2 protein-coding genes and 1 pseudogene are annotated in these 23,024 nt (G+C 76.7%); all 3 read left to right on the forward strand.

The annotated features are described in order from the left end of the window. Positions 1-299: 299 nt before the first annotated feature. The gene (locus tag ACFZBX_RS34950; protein ID WP_391537841.1) at positions 300-1,628 is read left to right on the forward strand and encodes an SDR family NAD(P)-dependent oxidoreductase; all 1,329 of its coding nucleotides are present in this window, start codon (positions 300-302) and stop codon (positions 1,626-1,628) included. 58 nt (positions 1,629-1,686) lie between these two features. Further along, on the forward strand, positions 1,687-8,217 hold the full coding sequence (locus tag ACFZBX_RS34955; protein WP_391537844.1) for an SDR family NAD(P)-dependent oxidoreductase: 6,531 nt from the start codon (positions 1,687-1,689) through the stop codon (positions 8,215-8,217). A gap of 81 nt (positions 8,218-8,298) precedes the next feature. Beyond that, positions 8,299-22,998 (forward strand): annotated as a pseudogene (locus ACFZBX_RS34960) (type I polyketide synthase); the annotation flags it as partial. Positions 22,999-23,024: the final 26 nt, after the last annotated feature.

Consider the following 23,024-nt stretch of genomic DNA (forward strand, 5'->3'; position numbering starts at 1 on the left):
GGTGTGTGACGCGGGATGCGGTGGTGGCGGGTGCGGGGGATCGGGGTGTGGGTGCGGTGCAGGGGTTGGTGTGGGGGTTCGGTCGGGTGGTGGGTTTGGAGCATCCGGAGTTGTGGGGTGGGTTGGTGGATGTTCCGGGGGTGGTGGATGCGTGGTCGGCGGGGTTGTTGGCGGGTGTGCTGGGTGGTGGTGAGGATCAGGTGGTGGTGCGTGCGGGTGGGGTGTCGGTGCGCAGGGTGGTGCGGGCGGCTGCTTCGGGTGGTGGCGGGGCTGGTTGGGGTGTGCGGGGGACGGTGTTGGTGACGGGTGGTACGGGTGCGTTGGGTGGGCATGTGGCGCGTTGGGTGGCGGCGCGGGGTGCTGAGCATGTGGTGCTGACGAGCCGGCGGGGTGGGTCGGCGCCGGGGGTGGCGGAGTTGGAGGCGGAGCTGGCGGCTTCGGGTGTGCGGGTGACGGTGGCGGCGTGTGATGTCGCGGACCGTGAGGAACTGCGCGCGTTGCTGGACTCCCTGCCCGAGGAACTCCCGCTCACCACCGTCATCCACCTGGCGGGTGCCACCAGGCTCGCCCCGGTCACCGGGACCGACGCGGCGCACTATGCCGAGACCTTCGGCGCCAAGGTGGCGGGAGCCGCCAACCTCGATGCGCTGGTGGACGGTTACGGCGTCGAGAACGTGGTGTTCTTCTCCTCGATCGCCGGTGTCTGGGGCAGTGGCGACCACGCGGCCTACGCGGCGGGCAACGCCTATCTGGACGTGCTCGCGGAGCAGCGCAGGCAGCGCGGGGTCCCGGCCACCACGGTGGCGTGGGGCGTCTGGGGCGGTGCGACCGCGGACGACGAGGCCAGCGTGCCGGAGGGGGTGGACGTCGACCGTCTGCGCCGGCAGGGCCTGCCGTTGATCGCCCCGGCCCGGGCGTTCGAGGCGCTGCAACAGGCCCTGGTGGACGAGGAGACGTTCATCGCGGTGGCGGACGTGGACTGGGACCGCTTCATCCCGGTCTTCAGCTCGTCGCGGCCGACCCCGCTGTTCGACGAACTCCCGGAGGCCGGGCGGCCTGGTACGGCGGAGCCCGTGGGGGCCGGGGAGGGGAGCGCCCAGGCGCCGATCGCCGAGCGGCTGGCCGGGACGTCCGCGGCCGAGCGGGACCGGGTCCTCCTGGAGCTGGTCAGGTCCGAGGTGGCGGCGGTGCTCGGCCACAGCGGCACCGAGGACGTCCAGCCGGGCCGGAGCTTCAAGGAGCTCGGGTTCGATTCGCTGACGGCGGTCGAGCTGCGCAACCGGCTCACCGGCGCGACCGGGACCAGGCTGCCCGCCACCCTGGTGTTCGACCACCCGTCACCGAAGGCCGTGGTCGCCGTCCTCCGGGGCGAGTTGTTCCCGGGCGGCTCCGCCTCGGCGGCGGAAACGCTGCTGGAGGAGCTGGACCGCTTCGAGGAGGGCCTCGCCGCGCTCGCGCAGGACGGCGACGAGGCTCGCGAGCGGATCCTCGGGCGGCTCCGCTCGATCCTCGGGCAGGCGGGCGTGGCCGCTTCGCCGCAGCACGCGCCGGGGCAGGTCGTGACACTCGAGTCGGCGTCCGACGAGGAGATGTTCAACCTCATCGGCAGGGAATTCGGAATCTCCTGATTCCGCCGTGATCCGTCCATCCGGTCAGCATTCAGCTGCCTTCGTAGGGGAAATCTGTCTGATGTCGAATGAGGAACGGCTCCGTCACTTTCTCAAGCAGGTCACGGCCGAGCTGCAGGAGAGCCGTCGACGCCTGACGGAGATCGAGAACGCCGACTCGGAGCCGATCGCGATCGTCTCGATGGGCTGTCGCTTTCCGGGCGGTGTGGACACGCCCGAGAAGCTGTGGGACCTGCTCCTGGCCGGGGGCGAGACGATCGGTGGCCTGCCGACCGGCCGGGGCTGGGACCTGTCGGCGCTGCTGGGCGAGGACGGTGCCGGTGCCTCGGCGACCGCCGAGGGGGGGTTCCTGGAGGACGCGGACGCGTTCGACGCCGCGTTCTTCGGGATCTCGCCCCGTGAGGCGCTGGCGATGGACCCGCAGCAGCGGCTGCTGCTGGAGACCTCCTGGGAGTTGCTGGAGCGGGCCGGGATCAACCCGCACGGGCTCCGGGGGAGCCGGACCGGGGTCTACGTGGGCCTGACCAACCAGGACTACGGGTTCCGCCCCTTCCAGGGCCCGGAGAGCACCGCGGGGTACCTGCTCACCGGCAACACGACGAGTGTCGCCTCGGGGCGGGTCTCCTACGTCCTGGGCCTGGAGGGGCCGGCGCTGACCGTCGACACCGCCTGCTCCTCGTCCCTGGTCGCGCTCCACCTCGCGGCGCGCGCACTGCGGGCCGGGGAGTGCGATCTCGCGCTCGCGGGCGGGGTGTGCGTGATGTCCTCGCCCAACATGATCGTGGAGTTCAGCCGGCAGGGCGGTGTGGCGCCGGACGGCCGGTGCAAGGCGTTCTCCGCGCGGGCCGACGGCATGGGGCCCGGCGAGGGCGTCGGCCTGGTCCTGGTGGAGCGGCTGTCCGACGCGCTGCGCCATGGGCGCGAGGTGCTGGCCGTGCTCCGCGGCAGCGCGATCAACCAGGACGGCGCCTCCAACGGCCTGACCGCGCCCAACGGCCCGTCCCAGCAGCGGGTGATCCGCCAGGCCCTGGCCGACGCCGGGCTCACCGCCGACCAGGTCGACGCGGTCGAGGCGCACGGCACGGGTACGGCGCTGGGAGACCCGATCGAGGCACAGGCCCTGCTGGCGACGTACGGACAGGACCGTGCGGCGGAACGGCCGCTGTGGCTGGGGTCGTTGAAGTCGAACATCGGCCACACCCAGGCGGCGGCGGGCGTGGCCGGTGTGATCAAGATGGTGCTGGCCCTGCGCGCCGGGCGGTTGCCCAGGACCCTGCACGTGGACGCCCCCTCGCCGTTCGTGGACTGGTCGGCGGGTGCGGTGGAACTGCTGACGCGGGAGCAGCCGTGGCGTCCCGGCGAGCAGCCGCGCAGGGCGGGCGTGTCCTCCTTCGGGGTCAGCGGCACCAACGCCCATGTGATCGTGGAGGAGGCGCCGCCCGGCCCGCGGCCGGCGGCCGACGAGCCGGAGCCCACGGTGCCGCGCCCGGTCCCGGTCCTGGTCTCGGGCCGTTCCGACGAGGGGGTCCGGGCTCTGGCCGGGCGCTGGAGCGACTGGCTGGCCGCCACTGCGGGGGTCCGCCCGCAGGACCTGGCCGCGGTGTCCACGGGTGCGCGGGCGCTGCTGGACCGTGCCGCCGTCGTGGTCGCCGCCGACGGGGCGGGGCTCGCCGCGGGGCTCGCCGCCGTGGCCGCCGGCGACGTCGAACCGGACCAGGTGGTGGAGGGTCCGCTCGCCGTCCTGTTCACCGGCCAGGGTGCCCAGCGCCTGGGCATGGGCCGTGGGCTGTACGACGCCTTCCCGGTCTTCGCGGCGGCGTTCGACGCCGCCTGCGAGGAGTTGGACCGCCACCTGCCGGTGCCGCTGCGCGAGGTCGTGTTCGCCGAGCCCGGCACGGAGCGGGCCGCGCTGCTCGACGGCACCGACTACACCCAGGCGGGCCTGTTCGCGCTGGAGGTCGCCCTCTACCGGCTGGTCGAGGCACAGGGGGTGCGGCCGGAGTTCCTGCTCGGCCACTCCGTCGGAGAGTTGGCCGCCGCGCACGTGGCGGGCGTCTGGTCGCTCGCCGACGCCGCCCGCGTGGTCGCGGCCCGGGGCCGGCTGATGCAGGCGCTCCCGGCGGGCGGGGCGATGGGCGCGGTGGCCGCGAGTGAGGCGGAGGTGCTGCGGGCACTGGCCGGACTTCCCGGACCGATCGGCATCGCGGCCGTCAACAGCCCGTCCTCGGTCGTGGTCTCGGGCGAGGCCGATTCGGTGGCGGCGGCGCTCGCCGGCTTCGCCGAACGCGGGGTGCGGACCAGGCGGCTGACGGTCAGTCACGCGTTCCACTCGGCGCTGATGGAGCCGATGCTCGCCGACTTCGAACGGGTGCTGGGCGAGGTCCGGTTCTCCGCACCCGCCCTTCCCGTGGTGTCCGACCTGACGGGCGGGTTCGTCACGGACGAGCTGTGCACGCCCCGCTACTGGGTGAGCCAGGTCCGCGGCTGCGTGCGGTTCGCCCAGGGCGTCGACACGCTGCTGGACGCCGGCGTCCGGACCTTCCTGGAACTCGGACCGGAGGGCGTTCTCTCGGCGATGACCGAGGAGTGCGCCGCCGTCGCCGCGACGGCGGTGGCCTGTGTGCCGGTGCTGCGCGGGGGCCGGGACGAGGCGTCCGGCCTGGCGGGCGCGCTCGGTCGGGTCTTCGTCCGCGGTGCGGCCGTCGATTGGGACGCCTTCCTCGCGGGCACCGGCGCCCGGCCGGTACCCGCGCCCACCTCGCCCTTCCAGCGGCAGCGCTACTGGCTGAACGCGCCCCTCGCCGCCGGTGACGCGGCGGGGGAGGGCGCCGACGGCGCGGGGCACCCGCTGCTCGGCCGCTGGGTCGAATCCGCCTCCGGGGGCGAGGCGTTCGCCACCGGGGTGATCTCCCGCGACTCCCACCCGTGGCTCGCCGACCACACCGTGCTGGAGACCGTGCTCGTCCCCGGAACGGCGTTCGTCGACCTCGCGTGGTGGGCCGGCGAGCGCCTCGGCTGCGAGGCCGTGCGGGAGCTGAACCTGTACGCACCACTGGTGCTTCCCGAGCGGGGGCGGGTCCGGGTCCAGTTGGAGGTCGGCCGGCCCGGCGCGGACGGGTCCCGGCCGATCGCGGTGCACTCGCGTCCGGAGGGGTCCGGTGCGGAGCAGTGGACCCGGCACGCCGAAGGGGTTCTCGAACCGTCGGCCGACCCGGTCGATACGCCACCCGACCTCGTGCTCTGGCCGCCGGCGGACGCCGAGCCGGTCGCCCTCGACGGTTTCTACACCGGGCTGGTGTCCGCCGGTCTCGCCTACGGACCCGCGTTCCAGGGCCTGCGGCGTGCCTGGCGGCGCGGCGCGGAGATCTTCGCGGAGGTCACGCTGCCGGAACCGGCCGCCGCCGATGCGGCCCGGTTCGGCCTGCACCCGGCGCTGCTGGACGCCGCCCTGCACGCGCTGGGCCCGCTCGCCCGGGAGGACGACGAGCCGGGCTCGGCCCGGCTGCCGTTCTCCTGGAGCGGGCTGCGCCTGCACGCGGCTGCGGCCGCGTCGCTGAGGGTCCGGCTCACCCGCCGCGCCAACGGCGACGTCGTGCTGACCGCCGCGGACACGGAGGGCTCACCGGTGGCCACGGTGGACGCGCTGGCCCTGCGGCCTGTGGCGCCGCAGGCACTGCGGTCGCGGACCGAGGCGGCGACGGACGCGCTCTTCCGCACCGACTGGATCGCCCAGGAGAGCACCGGCGAGCCGCCGGCGCTCCGGCTCGCCGTACTCGGCGCGGACGCGGACGCGCAGGACGAGCCGTCCGGCACCCGGACGCTCCACGCCGACCTGGCGGAGCTGCGTGCGGCGCTGGACGACGGCGCGGCCGTGCCCGAGCTGGTGCTGGCCTGCTGCCCGCCCGATCCGGACGAGGACGCCGCCGCGGCCGCCCACCGGGCCACCGGCTGGGCCCTGGACCTGCTTCAGGGCTGGTCGGCGGACGAACGCCTGGCGGCCGGCCGGCTGGTGGTGGCGACCCGCGGCGCGGTGACGCTCGCGTCCGGCACCGGGCCGGTGGACCCGGCCCAGGCCGCCGTGAGCGGTCTGGTCCGTTCGGCGCAGACCGAGAACCCGGGCCGGATCGTGCTGCTCGACCTCGACCCGGCGGGAGCGGGCGCCGACCTTCCGCAGGTCGTCCGCGCCGCCGTCTCCGGCGAGCCCGAGACGGCGCTGCGCGACGGGCGCGCCTACAGCCGCCGACTGGTCGGGGCGGCCGGCGACACCGGACTCACCCCGCCGCCCGGCGGCGCCTGGCGTCTGGACACCACCGGCCAGGGCACGTTGGACAACCTCGCCCTGCTGCCCTGCCCCGAGGCCGGGGAGCCCCTCGGCGAGGGGCGGCTGCGCATCGCGGTGCGCGCGGCCGGAATGAACTTCCGTGACACCCTGATAGCGCTCGGCATGTACCCGGGCGCGGCCCGGCTCGGCGTCGAGGGCGCCGGCGTGGTCGTCGAGACCGGGCCCGGTGTCACCGGCTTCCGGCCCGGCGACCGGGTGATGGGCCTGCTCGACGGATCGTTCGGCCCGACCGCGGTGGCCGACCACCGAACGGTCGTCGCCCTGCCGGCCGGCTGGACCTTCGCCGAGGGGGCGACCGCCACCGTCGCGTACCTGACCGCCTGGTACGGGCTGGTCGACCTCGCCGGGCTGGGCGCGCACGAATCGGTCCTGGTGCACGCCGCGGCGGGAGGGGTCGGCACGGCCGCGGTGCGGCTCGCCCGGCACCTGGGCGCCGAGGTGTTCGGCACCGCCAGCGAGCCGAAGTGGGGGGCGCTGCGGGCCGCGGGCCTGGACGAGCCGCACATCTCCTCCTCCCGGACCCTGGAGTTCCGCGAGCGGATCCTCACCGCCACCGGCGGCAGGGGCGTCGACGTGGTGCTGAACTGCCTGGCCGGACCGTACCTGGACGCCTCGCTGGACCTCCTGCCGCGCGGCGGCCGGTTCCTGGAGATCGGCAAGCTCGACCTCCGCGACCCGGACGGCGTCGCCGCCGAGCACCCGGGTGTGCGCTACCGGGCCTTCGACCTGGCCGACCCGGGGCCCGAGCGGCTGGGCGAGATCCTCGGCGAACTGTCCGCGCTCTTCGAACGGGGGGTGCTGGCCCCGATCCCGGTGGCCTCCTGGGACATCCGCCGGGCTCCCGAGGCGTTCCGGGCGCTGAGCCAGGCGACGCTGACCGGCCGGGCCGCGCTCACCATGGGCGTCCCGTTCGGCCCGGACGACGCCGTGCTGATCACCGGCGGCACCGGCACCCTGGGCCGGCTGCTGGCCCGCCACCTGGTCACCGGGCACGGTCTCCGGCACCTGGTGCTGACCGGCCGGCGGGGTGCCGAGACGCCCGAGATCGCCGGGTTGCGCGCCGAACTGGCGCCGCACGGCGCACGGCTCCGGGTGGTCGCCTGCGACGCCGCCGACGGGGAGGCCGTCGCCGCGCTGCTCGAATCCGTCCGCGCCGAGCACCGGCTGGCCGGCGTGGTGCATGCGGCGGGCGTCACCGACGACGCGGTGATCTCCTCACTGAGCCGGGAGCGGCTCTCCGGAGTGCTGGGCCCGAAGGCCGACGGCGCCTGGAACCTGCACCGGCTGACCGAGCACCTGGACCTCGACCTGTTCGTGCTGTTCTCCTCGGCCGCCGCCGTGCTCGGCGGCGCCGGGCAGGGCGGCTACTCGGCGGCCAACGCCTTCCTCGACGCCCTTGCCGAGCACCGGCGCTCGCGCGGTCTGACCGGCGTGTCGCTGGCCTGGGGGCTGTGGGAGCAGGCCAGCGGGATGACCGGCGTCCTCACGGAGCGGGACCTGCGCCGGGTCGGCCGGGCCGGTGTCGCGCCGCTGAGCACCGAGACCGCCCTCGCCCTGTTCGACGGCGGCCTGGCCACCGACCGCGCGGTGCTCGTCCCCGCCAGGCTGGACCTGGCCGGTCTGCGCGCCCGCCACGCCGACGGCGACGTCCCGGCCGTGCTCCGACAGCTCGTCAGGGTCCGCCGCCCGGCCGCCGCGGCCGCCACCCCGGCGGCCGACGGCGTCAGCGCCGCGCTGACCGGTCTGGCCGCGCTGTCGCCGGACGACCGCCGTCGCACGGTGCTGGGGCTGGTGCTGGCCCGGACGGCCGCGGTGCTCGGCCACGCGGCCGCGGACGCCGTCGAGCCGGACCAGGCCTTCAAGGAGGTCGGCTTCGACTCGCTGACCGCGGTGGAGCTCCGCAACCACCTACAGGCGGCCACCGGGCTCACGCTGCCCGCCACGCTGGTCTTCGACCACCCGACCCCCGCCGCGCTGACCGGGCACCTGCTCACCGTGCTGGCGCCGACCGCGGCGACGGCGGGCCGACGGGTGCTGCGCGGACTGGAACGGCTGGAGGGCGACGTCGAAGCCCTCGACCCGGGCGACGAGGAGTTCGCGGAGGTGGCCCGCCGGCTCAAGCGGCTGGTGCGGGCCGTCGAGGCGGCCGGCGGCCCGGACGGCGGCGCCGGAGACCCGGGGCTCGACGACGCCACGGCCGAGGAGGTCCTCGCCTTCATCGACAGCCAGTTCGGCGGCCTCGAATGAGCGACCGCGCCGCCACCCCGGTTCGTCCCGTCATGAACGCGCGTCACGGCAAAGGAGTTGATCGCAGTGGTAAGTGACGGGAAGCTCGTCGACTACCTCAAGAAGGTCACCGCGGACCTGCAGCGGACCAGGCAGCGGCTGCAGGAACTGGAGTCGGCGGAGCCGGAGCCGGTCGCGATCGTCTCCATCGGCTGCCGCTACCCGGGCGGCATCGAGTCGCCCGAGGACCTCTGGGAGTTCACCCGCGCCGGACACGACGCGATCGCCGGGTTCCCCCCGGACCGCGGCTGGGACGTGGCCGACCTCGGCGCCGAGGTCCGGCGCGAGGGCGGGTTCCTCTACCGGGCGGGGGAGTTCGACCCCGGCTTCTTCGGGATCTCGCCGCGCGAGGCGCTGGCGATGGACCCGCAGCAGCGGCTGCTGCTGGAGACCTCGTGGGAGGCGTTCGAGCGGGCCGGGATCGACCCCACGACGCTGCGGGGCGGCGACGGCGCCGTCTTCGTCGGCATGGCCGACCAGCGGTACGGCCCGCACGACGAGCAGGCCCGCCAAGAGGTGCTGGGGCACATCCTGACCGGCACCACCAGCAGTGTCGCCTCGGGGCGGCTCTCCTACACCCTGGGCCTGGAGGGCCCCGCCCTCACCGTCGACACCGCCTGCTCCTCCTCGCTGGTGGCCCTGCACCTCGCGGTCGGCGCCCTGCGCACCGGCGAGTGCTCCTTCGCGCTGGCCGGCGGCGCCGCGGTGATGGCCGGCCCGCAGCTCTACGCGGAGTTCGCCCAACAGGGCGGGCTCGCCGCGGACGCCCGGTGCAAGGCCTTCGCGGCCGCCGCCGACGGCACGGGCTGGGGCGAGGGCGTCGCCGTGCTGCTGCTGGAGCGGCTCTCGGACGCCCAGCGGCTCGGGCACCCCGTGCTCGCCCTGGTGCGCGGCAGCGCGGTCAACCAGGACGGCGCCTCCAACGGGCTGACCGCGCCCAACGGCCCCTCCCAGCGGCGGGTGATCCGCCAGGCCCTGGAGGACGCCCGGCTGAGCCCCGGCCAGATCGACGCGGTCGAGGCGCACGGCACCGGCACCCGGCTCGGCGACCCGGTCGAGGCGCAGGCGCTGCTCGCCACGTACGGGCAGGACCGCCCGGCGGGCGAACCGCTGTGGCTCGGCTCGCTCAAGTCCAACATCGGCCACACCCAGGCCGCCTCGGGCCTGGCCGGCGTGATCAAGATGGTCATGGCGATGCGGCACGGCCTGCTGCCCGCCACCCTGCACGTGGACCGGCCGACCCCGGAGGTGGACTGGTCGGCCGGCGAGGTCCGGCTGCTGACCGAGCAGCGCGACTGGCCGAGCACCGGCCGGGTCCGGCGCTCCGCCGTCTCCTCCTTCGGCATCAGCGGCACCAACGCGCACGTGATCCTGGAACAGGCCCCCGAGGCCGGGCCGGCCGCGTCCGCCGAGGACGCCGTCACCCCGGCCGGCGCCCCGGTGGCCTGGCTGGTCTCCGCCCGGGGCGAGGACGCGCTGCGGGCCCAGGCCCGCCGGCTGCTCCAGGCCGTGGAGGCCGACCCGGCGGCGGCGCCCGCCGACTGGGCGGTCCCGCTGGCGACCGGCCGAGCCGCGCTGACCCACCGCGCGGCCGTGGTCGGCGCCGACCGCGCACAGCTGCTGGACGGGCTGGACGCCCTCGCCCGGGGCGCCGTCCACCCCGCCGTCGTGGCCGCCCGGACCCGACCGGCCGGCGGGCTCGCCTTCCTCTTCACCGGGCAGGGCGCCCAGCGTCCCGGCATGGGCCGGGGCCTGTACGCGGCCCACCCGCGGTTCGCCGAGGCCTTCGACGAGGTGTGCGCGCGGTTCGACCCGCTGCTGGAGCACCCGCTGAAGGAGGTCGTGCTGGCCGGGGCGGAGGCGGACGGCGAACCCCTGGTCAACCGCACCGTGTACACCCAGGCGGCGCTGTTCGCCGTGGAGGTGTCGCTGTTCCGCCTGCTGGAGCACTGGAACCTCACGCCCGACCAGCTGTTCGGCCACTCGATCGGCGAGCTGGCCGCCGCCCATGCCGCCGGCGTGCTCTCGCTGGACGACGCCTGCAGCCTGGTGGCCGCCCGCGGCCGGCTGATGCAGGCGCTGCCCGCGGGCGGGGCCATGCTCGCCGTGGAGCTGGCCGAGGCGGAGCTGCCCGAGCTGCTGGCGCAGGCGCAGGGGAACGGCCCGGTGGCGGTCGCCGCCGTCAACGGTCCCCGCTCGCTGGTGCTCTCCGGGGCCGCGGAGACGATCGAGGAGGTGGCCGGGGCCTGTGCCCGGCGCGGGCTCAGGCACCGCCGTCTGACGGTCAGCCACGCCTTCCACTCGCACCTGATGGAGCCGATGCTGGAGGAGTTCCGGGCCGTCGCGCGGGGCCTGGACTTCCACGCCCCGCGGATCCCGATCGTCTCCGACCTGACCGGCGCGCCGGCCACCGCGGAACAGCTCGGCTCGCCCGACTACTGGGTGCGCCACGTCCGCGAGGCCGTCCGGTTCCACGACGGGATGCGCACCCTGCACGGCCTCGGGGTGACGGCCTGCCTGGAGCTCGGGCCCGGCGGGGTGCTCACCGCGATGGCCCGCGACTGCCTCGACGACGTCGGCGACGCGGTGGTACTGGTGCCCGCGCTGGAGCACGGCCGGGAGGAGCCGCACACCCTGCTGGCCGGCCTGGCCGAACTGCACGCGCGGGGCCGGTCGGTCGACTGGGCCGCGGTCCTCGGCGCCGGCCCGGCCCGGCGGCCGGTCGCCCTGCCCACCTACGCCTTCCAGCGCGGCCGGTACTGGCTGCCGGCCAGTCCCGCCGTGAGCGCCGCAACCGTCCCGACCGGCGCCGCCGACCGGCTGCTGCACCGGCTCGGCTGGGAACCCGTCGCCCGGCCCGACGGTGGCGGACCGGACGGCTGCTGGCTGGTGGCCGTTCCCGCCGCGGCCCCGGACGCCCCGTCGGTCACCGCGGTCCTGGAGGCCCTGGGACGGCACGCCGACCGCGTCGTGCCCCTGCCCGTGGGCCCGGCGGACACCGACCCGGCCGCCCTCGGCGCCCGGATCCGGGCCGTGCTCGACGACGGCCCCGCCCCGACGGGCGTGCTCTCCCTGCTGGCCCTGGACCGGACACCGGACCCGGACGCCCCGCTGCTGCCGGCCGCCCTGGCCGCCACCACGACCCTGCTGCGGGCGCTCGGCGACGCGCAGGTGCGCGCCCCGTTCTGGTGCGTCACCCGGCAGGCCGTCCCGGTCGCCGGCGACGCCCCCGCCGATCCGGCCCAGGCCGCCTTCCCGGGCCTGGCCAGGGCCGCCGCCGGGGAGTTCGCGGGCCGCTGGGGCGGCCTGATCGACCTGCCCGAAGGACCGCAGGACCACACGGCCGCGCTGGTCGCCCTGCTGGCCGACCCGCGGGGCGAGGACGAACTCGCCGTGCGGGCCAACGGCCTGTTCGCCCGCCGGCTGACCCGGACGGTGCCCCGGCGGCCGGTGCGCGAGCGGTCCTGGCGCCCCGGCGGCACCACCCTGGTGACCGGCGACGTCGCCGCCGTGACCGGCGATCTGGTCGGCTGGCTCACCGATGCCACGCAACGCCACCTGGTGCTGCTGCACCGGCCCGGGCAGCCGGCCCCCGACCTCGACGCGCTCCGCGCGGCCCTCGGAGACGGCAGCAGTTGCTCCACCGCGCCGTGGGACGGACAGGACCCCGAGGCCCTGCGGGCCCTGCTGCCCGCCGAACACCCGCTCACCGCCGTCGTGCACGTCGAGAACCCGGGCCCGGCCGGGGCCGACCAGACGCTGCGCACCGCCGCCCCGGGCGTGCTGTCCCGGCAGCTCCAGGAGCGGATCACCGGCGCGGCCCTGCTCGCCGGGCTCGCGCCCGACGCGGAACTCGACGCCTTCCTGCTGCTCTCCTCGGTCAGCGGCGCCTGGGGCGGCGAGGACACCGTGCACGTGCTCGCGCACGGGCTGCTGGAGTCCCTGGCCCAGCGGCTGCGCGCCGCCGGCGTGCCCGCCCTCTGCGTGGGCTGGGGTCCCTGGGGCGCGGACACGCCGGTCCCAGGGGAGGACCTCGGGCTGGTCCCGATGCGCCCTCGCCTGGCCCTCGAAGCCCTGGACCGGGCCCTGTACGCCGACGAGGCGGTCGTGGTCGTCGCGGACGTCGACTGGAACGCCTTCCACCCCCGCTTCACCGCCGTCCGCCCCCGCCCGCTGGTGGCCGACCTGCCCGAGGCGCGGGAGTCGGCGGCCGCCCCCCGGGCGGCGCGGTCGGTTCCCGCCGATCACCCGTTGGCCGGCGTCGACCCGGAGGAACTGCCGCACCGCCTGCTGGAACTGGTCCGCTCGCACGCCGCGGCCGTGCTCGGCCACCCCGGGAGCGAGGCGGTCCACCCGGGCCAGCCGTTCCAGGAGCTCGGGTTCGACTCGCTGACCGCCGTCCGCTTCCGCGACCGGCTCGCGCAGGACAGCGGTCTGCCGGTGCCCGCGACGGTGGTGTTCGACCACCCGACCCCGGAGGCGGTCGCCGCCTACCTGCGCGAGGAACTGCTCGGCCCCGACGCGGACACCGGCCTGCCGGCCGTGGGGGCGGCCGCGCTCGACGACCCGGTGGTCATCGTCGGCATGGCCTGCCGCTACCCCGGCGGGGTGAGCGGACCGGAGGACCTCTGGCAGCTGGTGGTGTCGGGCGGCGACGGGATCGGCGGCTTCCCGTCGGACCGGGGCTGGGACATCGCCGCGCTGCGCCGCGGCGACTCCTCGGACGGCACGCCCATGCCGACCGAGGGCGGATTCCTGGCCGGGGCCGCCGAGTTCGACGCGGGCTTCTTCGGGGTGGCCCCCCGGGAGGCGCTGGCGATGGACCCGCAGCAGCGGCTGCTGCTGGAGGTGTCCTGGGAGGCGCTGGAGCGCGCCGGAATCGACGGCTCCGGGCTCCGCGGCAGCAACACCGGCGTCTTCTCCGGCGTGGCCGGCTCGGACTACGCCCAGGTGCTCGCCGGGGTGCCGGAGACCGAGGGCTACCTGATGACGGGCACCGCCACCAGCGTGGCCTCCGGGCGGATCGCCTACGCGCTCGGCCTGGAGGGCCCGGCGGTCACCGTGGACACCGCGTGCTCCTCCTCGCTGGTCGCCCTGCACCTGGCCGTGCAGTCGCTGCGCAACGGCGAGTGCGACCTGGCCCTGGCCGGCGGGGTGACCGTGATGAGCACACCCGTCGGCTTCGTGGAGTTCGCCCGGCAGAACGGCCTGGCCGCCGACGGTCGCTGCAAGTCCTTCGCGGCCGCGGCCGACGGCACCGGCTGGGCCGAGGGCGTCGGCGTGCTCGTCGTCGAGCGGCTGTCCGACGCGCTGCGCAACGGGCACCGGGTGCTCGCCACCGTGCGGGGCAGCGCGGTCAACCAGGACGGCGCCTCCAACGGCCTGACCGCGCCCAACGGCCCCTCCCAGCAGCGGGTCATCCGCCGGACGCTGGCCGTCGCGGGCCTCGGCCCCGGGGAGGTGGACCTGGTGGAGGCGCACGGCACCGGCACCCGGCTCGGCGACCCGATCGAGGCCCAGGCCCTGCTCGCCACCTACGGCCGGGACCGGGCCGGGGACCGGCCGCTGTACCTCGGCTCCCTCAAGTCGAACATCGGCCACACCATGGCGGCGGCCGGCGTCGGCGGCGTGATCAAGACCGTGATGGCGCTGCGCCACGGCGTGCTCCCCGCGACGCTGCACGTCGACGAGCCCACCCCGCAGGTCGACTGGTCCTCGGGCGGCGTCGAACTGCTCACCGGGAACCGGCCGTGGCCGGAGACCGGCCGGCCGCGCCGGGCCGGCGTCTCGTCCTTCGGGATGAGCGGGACCAACGCCCATGTGATCCTCGAACAGACCGTCGAGCCGGACGGGCCCGGCACCCCCGCCACCGGCGGGCCGACGGCCGACGTCCGGCCGTGGGTGCTCTCCGCCCGGACCCCCGGGGCGCTGCGTGCGCAGGCGGCCCGCCTGGCGCAGGACCTGGCGGCCCGGCCGGAGCGGCCGGTCGCCGACCTCGGCCACGCCCTGCTGCGCTCCCGCGCGCTCTTCGAGCACCGGGCCGTCGTGCTGGGCCGGGAGGCCGGGGAGTTCGCGGCGGGCCTGCGGGCCGTCGCCGATGCCGAGCCGGCGCCGTCGGTGGTGACCGGCGAGGCGCTGCCCGCGGGGCGGGGCCCGGTCTGGGTGTTCCCCGGCCAGGGCGGGCAGTGGGCCGGCATGGCGGTCGAACTGCTGGACTCCTCACCGGTGTTCGCCGCCCGCTGGGCGGAGTGCGAGCGGGCGCTGGGCGCGTACGTCGACTGGTCGCCCGGTGACGTGGTGCGCGGCGTCCCGGGCGCGCCCGGGCTCGACCGGGTGGACGTCGTGCAGCCCGTGCTGTTCGCGGTCATGGTGTCGCTGGCCGAGGTCTGGCGGTCCTTCGGCGTGGTGCCGGCCGCGGTGATCGGCCACTCCCAGGGCGAGATCGCGGCGGCGTGCGTGGCCGGCGCGCTCTCCCTGGAGGACGCCGCCCGGGTGGTGGCGCTGCGCGCCCGCGCGCTGGGGGCGCTGGCCGGCCGGGGCGGCATGGTCTCGGTGGCCGCGCCGCGGGCCGAGGTCGAACCGTGGCTGGAGCGGTGGGACGGCCGGCTGTCGGTGGCGGCCGTCAACGGCCCGTCCGCGGTGGTGGTCTCCGGCGAGCCGACGGCGCTGGAGGAACTGATGGCGCAGGCCCGCTCGCAGGAGGTCCGGGTCAAGCGCATCGACGTGGACTACGCCTCGCACTCGGCCCAGGTCGAGGAGCTCAGGGCCGAGCTGCTGGAGGCGCTGGCGTCGATCCGCCCGGGCCGGGCCGGGACCGCGTTCTTCTCCACCGTGACCGCCGGACGCCTGGACGGCGAGGGCCTGGACGCCGAGTACTGGTACCGGAACCTGCGGGAGCCGGTGCTGCTGGAACCGGTCGTCCGGGAGCTGGTCGACCGGGGCCACCTGGTCTTCGTCGAGGTCGGCCCGCACCCGGTGCTGGGCGCCCCGGTCGCCGAGACCGCCGAGCGGGCCGGCGCCGAGCCGGTGGTCGTCGGCACCCTGCGCCGGGACCAGGGCGGCATGGAACGGATGCTCGCCTCGGTGGCCGAACTGTCGGTGAACGGCGTGCCGGTGGACTGGACGGCCGCCTACCGCGACCACCGTCCGGTCCAGGTGGACCTGCCGACCTACGCCTTCCAGCACGAACGGTACTGGCCGCAGGCGGTGGCACCCCGGGCGGCCGCCGACCCCGCGGACGAGCGGTTCTGGCGGGCCGTCGCGGAGCAGGACCTCGACGTCCTGGCGGACACCCTCGGGCTGGCCGACCGCGCCCCGCTGGCGGACGTCGTCCCGGCGCTGTCCGCCTGGCGGGCCGGCCGGCACGAGCAGTCGGTGCTGGACTCCTGGCGCTACCGGGTCGGCTGGTCCCGGCTCGGCGAGTCCGGCGGGCCGGGCCGGCTCACCGGCTCCTGGCTGGTCGTGGTGCCCGCGGGCCTCGCCGACCATCCCGCCGTCCACGGCGCGGTGCACGCCGTCCAGGACCACGCCGACGGCGCCGTCGTGCTGCGCGTCGACGAGGACGCCGTCACCGCCGCGGCCGACGGCGGGCGCGCGGCGTTGGTCGACGCGGTCCGCGCCGCGCTGGCGGACGGCCCGCCACCGGCCGGGGTGCTCTCGCTGCTCGGGATGGACCAGGCCAGGCATCCTCGGGAACGGGTGGTGCCGCGCGGGCTCGCGCTGGCGATGACGCTGATCCAGGCCCTCCCCGAGGCAGGGGTCGAGGCGCCCCTGTGGTGTGCGACCCGCGGCGCCGTCGGCGCGGGGGAGGACGCCGGGCCGGCCGACCCCGAGCAGGCCGCGCTCTGGGCGCTCGGCCGGGTGGCAGCTCTGGAGGAGCCGCAGCGCTGGGGCGGCCTGATCGACCTGCCGGAGATCGTCGACGAGCGGGCCGGCCGGCGGCTGGCGCTGGTCCTGGCCGGGCTCGGCGGCGAGGACCAGACCGCGGTGCGCGCCTCCGGGATCTACGGCCGCCGACTGGTGCACGCCACCGCGGCCGACTACGCCGCGACACCCGGGTGGCAGCCGCGCGGCACGGTGCTGGTCACCGGCGGCACCGGCGCGCTCGGCGCCCGGGTGGCGCGCTGGCTGGCCGCCGAGGGCGCGGAGCACCTGGTGCTGCTCAGCCGCCGCGGCGCCGCCGCCCCCGGGGCCGCGGAACTGCGCGAGGAACTCGCCGCCCTCGGCCCCCGGGTCTCCGTGGAGGCCTGCGACACGGCCGACCGGGCGGCACTGGCCGCGCTGGTCGAGCGGGTGCGGGCCGACGGCGGACCGGTCACGGCGGTGGTGCACGCCGCCGGCGCCGGTGTCCTCGGCCCACTGGCCGATGCGGGCCTGGACGACCTGGTGACGGTGCTGGGCGCCAAGGTCGAGGGCATCGCCAACGTGGAGGCCGTGCTGGACCCGGCGCAGCTGGAGGCGGTCGTCTACTTCTCCTCGATCACCGCCGTCTGGGGCGCCGGCGACCACGCCGTCTACGCCGCCGCCAACGCGGTGCTCGACGCCCGCGCGGAGCGGCGCCGCGCCGACGGTGTTCCGACCCTGTCCGTGGCCTGGGGGCCGTGGGCCGGCGGCGGCATGGTCGACGAGGCGATCTACGACACGCTCCGCCGCCGCGGCCTGCCCGTGATCGACCCGGACCTGGCCGTCGCCGGACTGCGGCGGATGCTCGCCGAGGGGGAGACCTCGGTCATCCTGGCCGACGTGGACTGGGAGCAGTTCGTCCCGGTGTTCACCTCCGGCCGCCCCTCCCGGCTGCTCGACGAACTGCCCGAAGCCCGGCCGGAGCCCGAACAGCCCGCCCAGGGGCAGGGATCCGGGGCGCCCGGTTCCGCCTTGGCCCGGCGGCTGGAGGAACTGGACGAGGACCAGCGGGCGCGGGCGCTGCGCGAGCTGGTGGGCGAGCACGTGGCCGCCGTGCTCGGCCACCGGAGCGGCGAGGCGGTCGACGCGCGGCGGGCGTTCAAGGAACTCGGCTTCGACTCCCTGACCGCGGTCGAGCTGCGCAACCGGCTGAACGCGGCCTCCGGCCTGCGGCTGCCCAGCACCATGGTCTTCGACCACCCGACACCGGCGGCGCTCGCCGGGTTCATCGGCCGGAAGGTCTTCGGCGATCGCGAGGCCGCGCCCGCCCTCCCGGCGGTGCCGGCCGCCGCGGTCCGCCGGGACGAACCGATCGCCATCGTCGCGATGGGCTGCCGCTACCCGGGCGGCATCACCACCCCGGAGCAGCTGTGGCAGGCACTGCTGGACGAGGCGGACCTGACCACCCCCTTCCCCACCGACCGCGGCTGGCCGCTGGACCGGCTCTTCGACCCGGACCCCGACGCCCCCGACTCCAGCTACGCGGACCGGGGCGGTTTCCTGCACGACGCGGGACTGTTCGACGCCGGCTTCTTCGGCATCTCGCCCCGCGAGGCGCTCTCGATGGACCCGCAGCAGCGGCTGCTGCTGGAGACCTCCTGGGAGGCCCTGGAACGGGCCGGCATCGGCCCGCGCTCGCTGCGCGGAAGCCGCACCGGCGTCTACTTCGGCATGGCCGACCAGGCCTACGGCACCCGGCTCCGGGACTCCGCCGATCTGGAGGGCTACCTGGTGACCAGCGCCTCCGCCAGCGTGGTCTCCGGCCGGGTCTCCTACGTGCTGGGCCTGGAAGGCCCGGCCGTCACGATCGACACGGCCTGCTCCTCCTCGCTGGTCGCGCTGCACCTGGCGGCGCAGGCGCTGCGGATGGGCGAGTGCGACCTGGCGATGGCCGGCGGCGTCATGGTGATGCCCGACCCGACCTCCTTCGTGGCCTTCAGCCGCCAGCGCGGCCTGGCCGCCGACGGCCGCTGCAAGTCCTTCGCGGGGGCGGCCGACGGGTTCTCCCTCGCGGAGGGCGCCGGCGTGCTGCTGGTGGAGCGGCTGTCGGACGCCCGGCGCAACGGCCATCCGGTGCTCGCGGTGCTGCGCGGCTCGGCGATCAACCAGGACGGCGCGTCCAACGGGCTGACCGCGCCCAACGGCCCCTCGCAGCAGCGCGTGATCGCCGCCGCCCTGGCCGACGCGGGGCTGTCGTCCGACGAGGTCGACGCGGTGGAGGCGCACGGCACCGGCACCACGCTCGGCGACCCGATCGAGGCCCAGGCGCTGCTGGCCTCCTACGGTCAGGGCCGGCCGGCGGGCGAACCGCTGTGGCTCGGCTCGCTCAAGTCCAACATCGGCCACACCCAGGCGGCGGCCGGGGTGGCCGGCGTGATGAAGGTGGTGCTGGCCCTCCGCCACGGCGTGCTGCCGCGAACCCTGCACGTCGACGAGCCGACCCCGCACGTGGACTGGACGGCGGGCGCGGTGGAACTGCTCACCGAGGCCAGGACCTGGCCCGAGCAGGGGCGTCCGCGCCGGGCCGGCGTCTCCTCCTTCGGGATCAGCGGCACCAACGCGCACGTGATCATCGAGCAGGCTCCGGCGGACGGACCGCAGGCCCCGGCCGGCGCACCGGCGGCCGGCGAGGACGGGCCGGCGATCGCGGACGGCGGCCCCGTCCCGGTGGTCGTCTCCGGCAGCGGCGAGGCGGGCCTGCGGGCCCAGGCCGCGCGGCTGCGCGCCTTCCTGGCGGACGAACCCGACGCCACCGTCGGCGACCTGGCCTGGTCACTGGCGACCACCCGCACCGTGCTCGACCACGCGGCCGTCCTGGTGGCCGGCGACCGGGCCGACCTGACCCGGGCGCTCGACGCGCTCGCCGACGGCGGGAAGAGCGCCGCACTGGCGCAGGACCGGCCGGCCGAGGGCCGGGTGGCCTTCCTGTTCACCGGCCAGGGTGCGCAGCGGCCCGGGATGGGCGCCGGGCTCTACCGGGCGTACCCGGCCTACGCGAGGGCCTTCGACGAGGTCTGCGCCGAGCTCGACCACTACCTGGACAGGCCGCTGAAGGACGTCGTGTTCGGCGAGCCCGGCTCGCCCGACGCGGAGCAGCTGAACCGGACGGTCTTCACCCAGGCCGCCCTGTTCGCTCTGGAGGTGGCGCTGTTCAGGCTGCTGGAGGGCTGGGGCGTCACCCCCGACTACCTGCTCGGCCACTCGATCGGCGAGCTGGCCGCGGCGCACGTGGCCGGCGTCTGGTCGCTGGCGGACGCCGCCCGGGTGGTCGCGGCCCGCGGCTGGCTGATGCAGCGGCTCCCGGCCGGCGGTGCCATGGCGGCCGTCGCGGCCGGTGAGGCGGAGGTCCGCGAGGCGCTGGCGCCGTTCGGGGACCGGCTGTCCGTGGCGGCCGTCAACGGGCCGTCCTCGGTGGTGGTGTCCGGTCCCGCCGCCGAGGTCGACCTGGTCGCCGCCGAGTTCGCCGGGCGCGGCGTGCGCGTCAAGAAACTGACGGTCAGCCACGCCTTCCACTCGGCCCTGATGGAGCCGATGCTGGCGGACTTCGAGCGGGTGGTGGCCGGGGCGGAGTTCCACGACCCGGTCCTGCCGCTGGTGTCCAACGTGACCGGTGAGCCCGCCCGGGCCGGGGAACTGCGCGATCCGGCCTACTGGAGCCGCCAGGTGCGCCAGGCCGTGCTGTTCGCGCCCGGGGTGGCGGCCCTGGCCGAGCGGGAGGTGGCGACCTTCCTGGAGATCGGCCCCGACGCGGTGCTGACCGCGATGGCGGGCGAGTGCCTGGAGGCCGGCGGCGGTGATCCGGCGACGGTCCCGGCGTGCGTACCGACGCTGCGCCGCGACCGCGACGAGGCGCGGACCCTCGCGGCGGCCGTCGGCCGGCTGCACGTGCGGGCCGGGCGGGTGAGCTGGCCCGAGCTGTTCGCGGGCAGCGGCGCCGCCCGGATCGGGCTTCCCACCTACGCCTTCCGGCACCAGCACTACTGGCTGGGCCTGCCGGCCGCCGGCCGGAGCGGCCTGTCCGCGGCCGGCCTGCGCGAGGCGGAGCACCCGCTGCTCGGCGCGGGCATCGACCTGCCGGAGCCGGGGGCGGTGCTGTACAGCGGCCGGCTGTCCCGGACGGGCGGCGCGGCGGACCGCCGCGAGCTCGCCGGCGGCGAGCTGGTGGAGCTCGCGCTGTGGGCGGGCGGCCGGGCCGGGCACGACCGGATCGCGGAGGCCACGGCCGTCGAGCGGCTGGAGGTGCCCGAGCACGGCGGTGTGCAGCTGCGGCTGCGGGTGGCCGCCGGTGACCGGGCCGGGAGGGAGTTCACCCTGCACGCGCGGCCCGAGGAAGCGGCCGACGGCCCGTGGCGAAGCCTGCTGACGGGTGTGCTGACCGAGGCGCCCGTCCCGGTCCCCGCCGAGCCCGGCGCCTGGCCGCCGGCCGGGGCGGAACCGGTCGACCTGACGGAGCTCCACCGGGCCTGGGCCCGTGTCGCGCCCGTCGACGAGGCGCCCTCGGACGCGGTGCAGTCGCTCTGGCGGCGGGGCGAGGAGTTCTACGCCGACCTCCTGCTCGCCGAGCAGGAGGCTCCCGAGGCCGAGCGGTACAGCCTGCACCCGGCCCTGCTGGCCGGGGTCGGGGAGTTGGCCGTCCTCGCGGACGCGCAGCTGGGCCGGGACGCGCGGCGGCCGTCCCGCTGGAGCGGTGTCTCGCTCTTCGCCGCCGGTGCGACGGCGGTACGGGTCAGGCTGCGGGCGAACGGCCCGGACGCGTTCTCGGCGGAGCTCACGGACCCGCAGGACGGGCCGGTCGCAGCGGTGGAGACGCTGACGCTGTCGGAGGCGCCCGCCCAGGCCGGCGCCGCGGCGGACCGGCCCGGCGACCGGACGGACTCGCTGTACCGGCTCGCCTGGACCGCCCTGCCCGCCGCCGCGGCCGTCGGGTCCGCGGGCGGCGGCTGGGCGGTGCTCGGCGGTGAGGACTCCCGGGCCGACGGGGTCGGCAAGGCGCTGGCGGCCGCGCTGGACGCACGGGTGGAGGTCCACGCCGACACGACCGCCCTGGGCCTGGCGCTCGACGCGGGCACCGCCGCCCCGGAGACCCTGGTCGTCCCGGTCGGCTCGGGCTGGGACGGCGGAGCCGACACGATGGCCGGGGCGGCCCGGCGAACGGTCCACCGGACCCTGGAGGTCGTCCAGCGGCTGCTGGCCGACACCCGGCTGGCGGGCAGCCGGCTGGTGCTGGTCACCAGCGGCGCCGTCGACACCGGCCGGTCCCCGGCCCCGGCCGATCCGGTCGCCTCGGCGGCCCGGGGCCTGCTGCTCTCGGCGCAGGCCGAGCACCCGGACCGGTTCCTGCTGCTCGACCTCGACGACCTCGACGACCCCGACGGCGGCGCTCTGCTGGCCGCGGTCGGCACCGCGCGGGCCCTGGAGGAGCCGCAACTGGCCGTCGTCGCGGGCGCGCTGCTGGCACCGCGGCTGACCCGGGTCGACGCGCCCACCGGGCAGGCTCCGGCCCTCGCCCCGGACGGCACGGTGCTGGTCACCGGCGCCACCGGTGCGATCGGCACCCTGCTGGCCCGCCACCTGGTGGCCGAGCACGGCGTGCGCCACCTCCTGCTGGTCAGCCGGCGGGGCGAGCGGGCGGACGGTGCGGCGCGGCTCGGCGCCGAGCTCACCGCCGCGGGCGCCACCGTCACCTTCGCCGCCTGCGACGTCGCGGACCGGGAGGCGCTGGCGGCCGTCCTGGCCGCGATCCCGGGTGAGCACCCGCTGACCGCCGTCGTGCACGTGGCCGGCACCGTCGACGACGGCGTGGTGACGGCGCTGACCCCGGAGCAGGTCGACGCCGTGCTGCGCGCCAAGGTCGACGCGGCGGCCAACCTGCACCGGCTGACGCACGGTCACGACCTGGCCGGATTCGTGCTGTTCTCGTCCGGGACCGGCACCTTCGGCGGCGTCGGACAGGCCAACTACGCGGCCGCCAACGCCTTCCTGGACGGCCTGGCGTGCCTGCGGCAGGCCGAGGGCCTGCCGGGCACCTCACTGGCCTGGGGGCTCTGGGACACCAGCGGCGGCATGGCCGGCGGCCTGTCCGACCGGGACCTGCGGCGGATGCTGCAGGCCGGCGTCGTGCCACTGGCCGGGGCCAAGGGCCTGGAACTCTTCGACGCCGCCTGGGCCAGGCAGGAGGCGGTCCTGGTCCCGATGGGACTCGACCCGGCCGTGCTGCGCGGCAGGGCCGCCGCCGGAACCCTGCTGGCGGCACTGCGAGGACTGTTCCGCGCGCCGCTGCGCCGGGCCGCCGGACCGGCGGGCGCGCGGAGCGGCGACGGATTCGCCGGCCGACTCGCCGCACTCCCGGCGGACGAGCGCCTGCGGACGCTGGTCGAGCTGGTCCGCGGCCAGGTCGCGGCCGTCCTCGACTACCCGTCGCCCGACGGGCTGGACACGCAGCGCTCCTTCCGGGAGATCGGCTTCGACTCGCTGACGGCGGTCGAACTGCGCAACGGCCTGGTCGCGACCACCGGCGTCCAGCTCTCCGCGGCCCTGGTGTTCGACTATCCGACGCCGACCGCGCTGGCCGAGTACCTGGAGACCGCGATCCTCCAGGGCATGGCCGGCGTCCGGCTGCCCGTGCTCGCCCAACTGGACCAGCTGGAGGCCGGACTGGCCGAACTGGAGGCGGGTGACGGGGTGCGCGAGCAGGTGGCCGCCCGGCTGCGCACCCTGGTGGCCGCCTGGGACCGGACGGACACCGGCGCCGGCCCGTCCGTCGGCGTCCTCGACAAGCTCGACACGGCCTCCGACGAAGAGCTGTTCCGCCTCATCAACACCGAGTTCGGCAAGGAATGACGCCCCCGCGTCGTCGCCGCCCACCC

The organism is Kitasatospora sp. NPDC008115 (genome assembly GCF_042957205.1).
Taxonomy (GTDB): Bacteria; Actinomycetota; Actinomycetes; order Streptomycetales; family Streptomycetaceae; genus Kitasatospora.